Origin of the sequence: uncultured Wocania sp., from assembly GCF_964021735.1 — a bacterium.
In the GTDB taxonomy this organism is placed as follows: domain Bacteria; phylum Bacteroidota; class Bacteroidia; order Flavobacteriales; family Flavobacteriaceae; genus Wocania_A.
Map to the genome: position 1 here is coordinate 1 of NZ_CAXIBN010000160.1, position 7,295 is coordinate 7,295.

The window sequence follows — 7,295 nt, forward strand, 5'->3', positions numbered from 1 at the left end:
TTAAGCGGAATATTTTGAGGTACAAAATCTACATCATGTCCCGGTTTGCTATAATCGTAAGCCCAACGGTGTACATGAGGGATTTCACCTTCCCAATTTCCATGAATATGTTTAACAGGTGCTGTCCATTCTAAAGTAGTTGAACGCCAAGGGTTTTGTACTGTCTTCTTTCCAAAAAACATACTACTAAAGAAATTGTATAAGTATACTATTTGTACAATACCTCCAATTAATGCGAAAATAGTAATGATAACATTTACATTAGCTAAATCGTCGAATAATGGAAAGTTACTGTTTGTGTAATAACGACGAGGTAAACCTGCCATACCTATAAAGTGCATTGGGAAAAATACGCCATAAGCACAAACTGCCGTTATCCAGAAATGGATATAACCTAAGTTTTTGTTTAGCATACGTCCAAACATTTTTGGATACCAGTGATAGATTCCTGCAAACATACCATACAATGCCGATATACCCATTACTAAATGGAAGTGAGCTACAACAAAATACGTGTCGTGTACATTAATATCTAATGCAGAGTCTCCTAAAATAATACCTGTTAAACCTCCTGTTATAAAAGTTGAAACAAAACCAATAGAGAATAGCATTGCTGGGTTCATTTGTAAATTACCTTTCCAGAGTGTAGTTATCCAGTTAAAGGCTTTTACCGCTGATGGTATTGCAATTAATAAGGTTGTAAATGTGAATACAGATCCTAAGAATGGATTCATTCCTGAGATAAACATATGGTGACCCCAAACAATTGTTGATAAAAATGCAATAGCTAAAATTGAGGCAATCATTGCTCTATATCCAAAAATTGGTTTTCGTGAACTTGATGCCATAATTTCGGACACAAGTCCCATTGCTGGTAATATAACGATATATACCTCTGGATGCCCTAAGAACCAAAATAGGTGTTCGAATAATACTGGAGAACCCCCTTGGTAATGTAATACTTCACCTTGAATGAATATATCTGATAAAAAGAATGATGTTCCAAAGCTTCTATCCATGATTAATAATAACGCTGCCGATAATAATACCGGAAACGATACTACACCAATAATTGCTGTTACAAAAAATGCCCATATTGTTAAAGGTAACCTTGTCATAGACATGCCTTTTGTACGTAAGTTAATTACAGTAACAATATAGTTAAGTGATCCTAATAATGATGAGGCAATGAATATTGCCATAGATACTAACCAAAGTGTCATACCCATTCCTGAACCTCCTTGTGCCATTGGTAATGCACTTAATGGCGGATAGATAGTCCAACCTGCTGCTGCTGGTCCTGCTTCAACAAATAGTGAAATGACCATGATTACACTTGATAAAAAGAATAACCAATACGAAACCATATTTAAAAAGCCTGATGCCATATCGCGTGCACCAATTTGTAACGGAATTAATAAGTTACTAAATGTTCCACTTAAACCTGCGGTCAATACAAAGAATACCATAATGGTCCCATGTATAGTTACTAACGCTAAATAGATATCGGCATCCATAACACCATCTGGAGCCCATTTACCTAGTAAGGCTTCAAATAACACATTAGGTTCTTCTGGCCATGCAATTTGCATACGAAACATCATAGACATTAATACACCTATAACACCCATAATAGTACCTGTAATTAGATACTGTTTAGCAATCATTTTATGGTCTTGACTAAATATATATTTAGTTACAAACGTTTCTTTATGATGATGTCCGTGGTCGTCGTCGTGAGCGTGGTTATCTGCGTGTGCTGACATAATCTTATATCGTATTTATCTTTTTAATTAGTTAATTAGAGAGTTTTTAAATTCTTTTTGCTCTTTCATCCAAGCTTCATATTCTTCTTGTGTTTCTACCACAATCTTCATTTGCATATTGTAATGTGATTTTCCACAAATTTTATTACACAGTAGTATATAATCAAACTCATAACGCTCTAGAGGTTCTTCCCCTTTTGCTATCAATGGTTTACTATTTTCAACTCTAATCTTATTAATTCGTGCAACTTTTTCTTGCATTTCTGGCGTTTGTCTCATATCTGCAGTAGTTACCGTTGGTGTAAATCCAAATTGGGTTATCATACCAGGTACACAATTCATTTGTGCTCTAAAATGTGGCATATAAGCAGAGTGTAACACATCTTGAGAACGCATTTTAAATAATACTGGTTTACCTACTGGTAAGTGAAGTTCTGTAGTAATCACATCATCTTGTGCGTTTGGATCAGATTCATCTAAACCTAAAATATTAGCTTTATCGATATCTATTAAACGTACATTAGCCTTACCTAAAGTATTATCATTTCCACCATATCTTGCTTTCCAGTTAAACTGTTGGGCATATAACTCGACTACTAATGGATCGTCACTTTCATCAACACCCATAATGTTTATCCAAGTATTTAATCCGTAAATAATTAAACCAGCTAAAACAATTACTGGGATTATAGTCCAAATGGCTTCTAATTTATTGTTATCAGCAAAGAATAATGCTTTTTTCCCTTTTTCACCTTTGTACTTATAAGCAAAGTAATGTAGCAAAAACTGTGTAATGGTTTGTACTATAAAGATAATTACCATAGAGATAATCATCAAATTATCTATAGTTGGTCCATGCTCTGAAGCAGAATTAGACATTAATGGCAAGTCGCCCCATTTCACAAAACACACAATGGTAATAATATAAATGAAAGCTAAAAAGCCCATCATTAAATACCCATTAATGGTGTTATCTTTATCTGTAGCAACTCCTGGTGTATTATCGTTTTTAGCTTGTGCTAAATCGAAAATTTTAACCATTTGCCAGATGGCAACTAAAATAAATACTAAAACTATAATTGTTAATAAAGCAGTCATTGGTATCGTTCGTCTTTATTTATATCTTAATTAATAATGAAATTCTTCACTTTCTTTTTTGAAAGGGTATCTTTTTACTAGCAATGGTGCTTTTGTTAAAGCTGTAAATACTACAAATATAAACAAGCCTGCAAATAGTAATATAGAGCTTATTTCTGGAATACCTATAAACCATCTGTCGCCTACTGTTGCTGGCATAATCATATTGAAAATATCTATATAATGTCCAAATAGAATAACTAAACCTGCCATAACCACAAACCAAGGAATTCGTTTGTAATCAGCATTCATTAACATTAAAATTGGGAACACAAAATTCATCACTACCATGCCTAAGAATGGTAATTGATAATCTGCAAAACGTGTTACAAAATAGGTTACCTCTTCTGGAATGTTTGAATACCAAATCAGCATAAATTGCGAGAACCATAAATATGTCCAGAAAATACTGAATGCAAACATATATTTAGCTACATCGTGCAAGTGGTTTTCATTTACAAACTCTAAATGCCCTCTAGATTTTAAATAAATAGAAATTAATGCGATAACTGTAATACCACTTACAAACATACTCGCAAATACGTACCATCCGAATAATGTTGAGAACCAGTGTGGGTCTACACTCATAATCCAATCCCATGACATCATAGATTCTGTATAAATAAAGAATACTAAAAACCCTGCTGCAATACGGAATGATTTTTTAAAGTTACTATTATCTTCAGCTGTATCTTGAGCGATTGAAAATTTGCGTGAAAAATGACGATATAAACTCCAACCTGCTATAAATATTAAACCTCTAACAATAAACCAAGGTAAGTTTAAGAAACTAGATTTGCCTTTAATTAATTTATCATGTTCTACAACTTCTGGATCCATCCATACAAATAAATTGTAATGCCCAATAGTTCCTGATGCTACTGCAATACCTAAAACAATTAATGCTCCTGGTAATAAGTAAGCGGTAATGCCTTCCATGACTCTAAATAAAACTGGAGACCAACCTGCTTGAGATGCAATTTGAATGGCATAAAATGCCAAAACACCTAAAGCAATCATCATAAAGAAAAAGGCTGCTACGTAAAGTGCAGACCAAGGTCTGTTTGCTATTTGATGTTGTACATGTTCTACATGTTTTTTATGCTCGTCTACATCGGCATGTGCCTCTTTAGCATGACCGTCGTGCGAGTCTGCATTTATATTTGCATCGTGTGATGGCGCAGCATGTGCAGCTTCTTCACCGTGACCGCCACCGTGTGATTCTTCTGCAAGTAAGTGTTCAACTTCTTCAAAAGATTTATGAGATGTTATAAAACCATATCCAACCCCTAATAATCCTACAAATATTAGTATGAAAGAAAATGTCTTTAATTTATTTGAAAATGTGTACATATCTTATATAATCTTACTTTTCTAAATCTGCTTTTAATTTCAATACGTATGAAACAACTTGCCACCGCTCTTCTTCTTTCAATTGGTTAGCATAAGACCCCATCGCATTCTTACCATAATAAATAGTATGATATGTGCTTCCTGCGGTTATCGCTCTACCAGCGTCATCATAACTTGGAATACCTAAAATCTTTTCGCGTTTCACTAAATTACCTTGTCCGTCACCTTTATTTCCGTGGCAAATTCCACAGTATATATTGTAAAGTTCTTTTCCTCTTTCTAAATCTACTTGCGTTGAGTCTAAAGGGTTCATTAATGTTGCTTTCGCTAACTCATAGCCTTCTGTTGTGTTTTCAATATCAAAAGGAATATGTCCTCTAGCAACCGACCCTTCGGCAGGTAATTGTGCTTCTACTCCATTAGGAAAAGCAGCTTCTCCATAAGTTTCATATCCAGCAGATTCGTACATATTTGGCATGAATTGATAGTTTGGTGCTGTACTTTTATTACAAGATACTGCTACAAATACAACTGCTAATACTAATATTTTAATTAAGCCTTTCATATTAATGTCCATCTTCTTTATCAATAATATTAATCTCAACTGCTCCTGTTTCTTCTAATAAACTTTGTAGTTCACTTTCATTTCCATGAACTGCAATCTCCATTAAGAAATGATCATCAGTTGTTCTTGGATCTGGATTTTCTGCTTTTTTAAACGGCCACATTCTACTACGTAAGTAAAAGGTAATTACCATTAAGTGGGCTGCAAAAAATACAGTAAGTTCAAACATAATTGGCACAAACGCAGGCATATTTTCTATATAGCTAAAGCTTGGTTTACCTCCAATGTTTTGAGGCCAATCTTCAATCATGATAAAATTCATCATTAAAATAGCTACTGTTAGACCAATTAAACCGTATATAAACGCAGTAATTGCAATACGAGTTGGCGCTAATCCCATAGCTTTGTCTAGTCCGTGAACCGGAAACGGTGTATATATCTCTTCAATATGATGTCTCTCTGCCTTAACCTTTTTAACGGCCGACATTAGTACATCATCATCGGTATAAATAGCGTGAATTACTTTAGATGCTTCCATTGCCTACGCTTAATTTTTTGTTTCTTTATTATTATCACCAGAAGTTCTTGCGTCGGTTCCAGTTCCAACTAAGCTTTCTCCAGATTCTCTTAATCTTTTATATCGCTCTCCAGAAGATTTTAAAATCGTCTTAACCTCTGCCTGTGCAATTACAGGGAATGTTCTTGAGTATAACAAGAATAACACAAAGAAGAATCCTATGGTTCCAATAAATATTCCTATATCTACAAACGTTGGAGAGAACATGGTCCACGATGACGGTAAGTAATCTCTATGTAACGAGGTTACAATAATTACAAAACGCTCAAACCACATACCTATATTTACTACAATTGAGATAAAGAAAGAGAACATAATAGACGTTCTTAATTTCTTAAACCACATAAACTGTGGAGAGAATACGTTACAAGTCATCATCGCCCAATAGGCCCACCAGTAAGGTCCAGTTGCTCTGTTTAAGAAGGCATATTGTTCATATTCTACACCAGAATACCACGCGATAAATAACTCAGTGATATATGCCACACCTACTATAGAACCTGTAATCATGATTACAATGTTCATTAATTCGATGTGTTGAACTGTAATATAATCTTCAAGGTTACACACTTTTCTCATAATAATAAGAAGCGTGTTTACCATAGCAAATCCTGAAAATACCGCACCAGCAACAAAGTATGGTGGAAATATGGTGGTGTGCCAACCAGGAATAACTGATGTTGCGAAGTCAAACGATACAATAGTATGTACAGAAAGTACTAAAGGTGTTGCTAAACCAGCAAGTACTAAAGACACCTCTTCAAAACGTTGCCAATCTTTTGCACGACCCGACCATCCGAAACTTAATAAAGAATATATTTTCTTTTGGAAAGGTTTGATTGCTCTATCGCGTAGCATAGCAAAATCTGGTAATAAACCTGTCCACCAGAATACTAATGATACCGATAAATATGTTGAAATTGCAAATACATCCCAAAGTAAAGGCGAGTTAAAGTTTACCCATAGCGAACCAAATTGATTTGGAATTGGTAATACCCAGTACCCTAACCATGGACGACCCATGTGAATAATTGGAAATAAACCTGCTTGTACTACCGAGAAAATAGTCATTGCCTCTGCAGAACGATTAATTGCCATTCTCCATTTTTGACGGAATAATAAAAGTACCGCAGAAATTAATGTTCCTGCGTGACCAATACCTACCCACCAAACAAAGTTAGTAATATCCCAAGCCCAACCTACAGTTTTATTTAAACCCCAAGTTCCAATACCTGTTGATATGGTATAAATGATACATCCAATACCCCAAAGAAAAGCGGCAAGTGCAATACCAAAAACTATCCACCATTGTTTATTTGCTTTTCCTTCTACAGGTGCAGCCACATCCACAGTAACGTCGTGGTATGATTTTTCGCCTGTAACTAAAGGTCTTCTAATAGGTGCTTCGTAATGAGACGCCATAATTATATAATTGATTCTTTAATTAGATTTATGCTTCAGTTGTATTTCTCACTTTTGTTTGATACTGCACATTAGGCTTTGTACCAACACTTTCTAATAAGTGATACATACGATTATCTTCTTTAAGTTTTGCAACTTTACTAGTCTTATCATTAATGTCTCCAAAAATCATAGCTCCATTGCTACAAGCTGCAGAACATGCGGTTTGGAATTCACCATCTTTGATTTCACGTCCATCACGTTTTGCATCAAGAATAGTTTTTTGTGTCATTTGAATACACATCGAACATTTTTCCATCACACCACGAGAACGTACAACTACATCTGGGTTTAGTACCATGCGTCCTAAATCATCATTCATATGATAATCGAATTCATCATTCCCATTATATAAGAACCAGTTAAAACGACGTACTTTATAAGGACAGTTGTTTGCACAATATCTTGTACCTACACAACGGTTATATGCCATATG

General features: G+C 34.7%; 6 protein-coding genes and 1 pseudogene. All 7 read right to left on the reverse strand.

Annotation, left to right across the window (positions count from 1 at the left end; all coding sequences use genetic code 11):
• On the reverse strand, nucleotides 1–1,766 hold a 1,766-nt coding region (locus tag AADI82_RS12350; protein WP_341216736.1), incomplete at its 3' end, for a cbb3-type cytochrome c oxidase subunit I.
• 27 nt (nucleotides 1,767–1,793) lie between these two features.
• Nucleotides 1,794–2,864 (reverse strand): cytochrome c oxidase subunit II, encoded by a 1,071-nt coding sequence (locus AADI82_RS12355; RefSeq protein WP_341216737.1) that lies wholly within the window; start codon nucleotides 2,862–2,864, stop codon nucleotides 1,794–1,796.
• A 30-nt stretch (nucleotides 2,865–2,894) separates the two neighbouring features.
• Nucleotides 2,895–4,256, reverse strand: a complete 1,362-nt coding sequence (locus tag AADI82_RS12360; RefSeq protein ID WP_341216738.1) for a quinol:cytochrome C oxidoreductase — start codon at nucleotides 4,254–4,256, stop codon at nucleotides 2,895–2,897.
• 13 nt (nucleotides 4,257–4,269) lie between these two features.
• Nucleotides 4,270–4,833, reverse strand: a complete 564-nt coding sequence (locus tag AADI82_RS12365) for a cytochrome c (protein WP_341216739.1) — start codon at nucleotides 4,831–4,833, stop codon at nucleotides 4,270–4,272.
• Nucleotides 4,823–5,359, reverse strand: a complete 537-nt coding sequence (locus AADI82_RS12370) for a DUF3341 domain-containing protein (RefSeq protein WP_341216740.1) — start codon at nucleotides 5,357–5,359, stop codon at nucleotides 4,823–4,825. The genes AADI82_RS12365 and AADI82_RS12370 overlap by 11 nt, the downstream gene beginning before the upstream one ends.
• A gap of 9 nt (nucleotides 5,360–5,368) precedes the next feature.
• Nucleotides 5,369–6,820 carry an NrfD/PsrC family molybdoenzyme membrane anchor subunit gene (gene nrfD, locus AADI82_RS12375; RefSeq protein ID WP_341216741.1) on the reverse strand — a complete coding sequence of 484 codons (1,452 nt, stop codon included), beginning with the start codon at nucleotides 6,818–6,820 and terminating at the stop codon, nucleotides 5,369–5,371.
• A gap of 28 nt (nucleotides 6,821–6,848) precedes the next feature.
• Nucleotides 6,849–7,295: pseudogene (locus AADI82_RS12380) on the reverse strand (quinol:cytochrome C oxidoreductase); the annotation flags it as partial.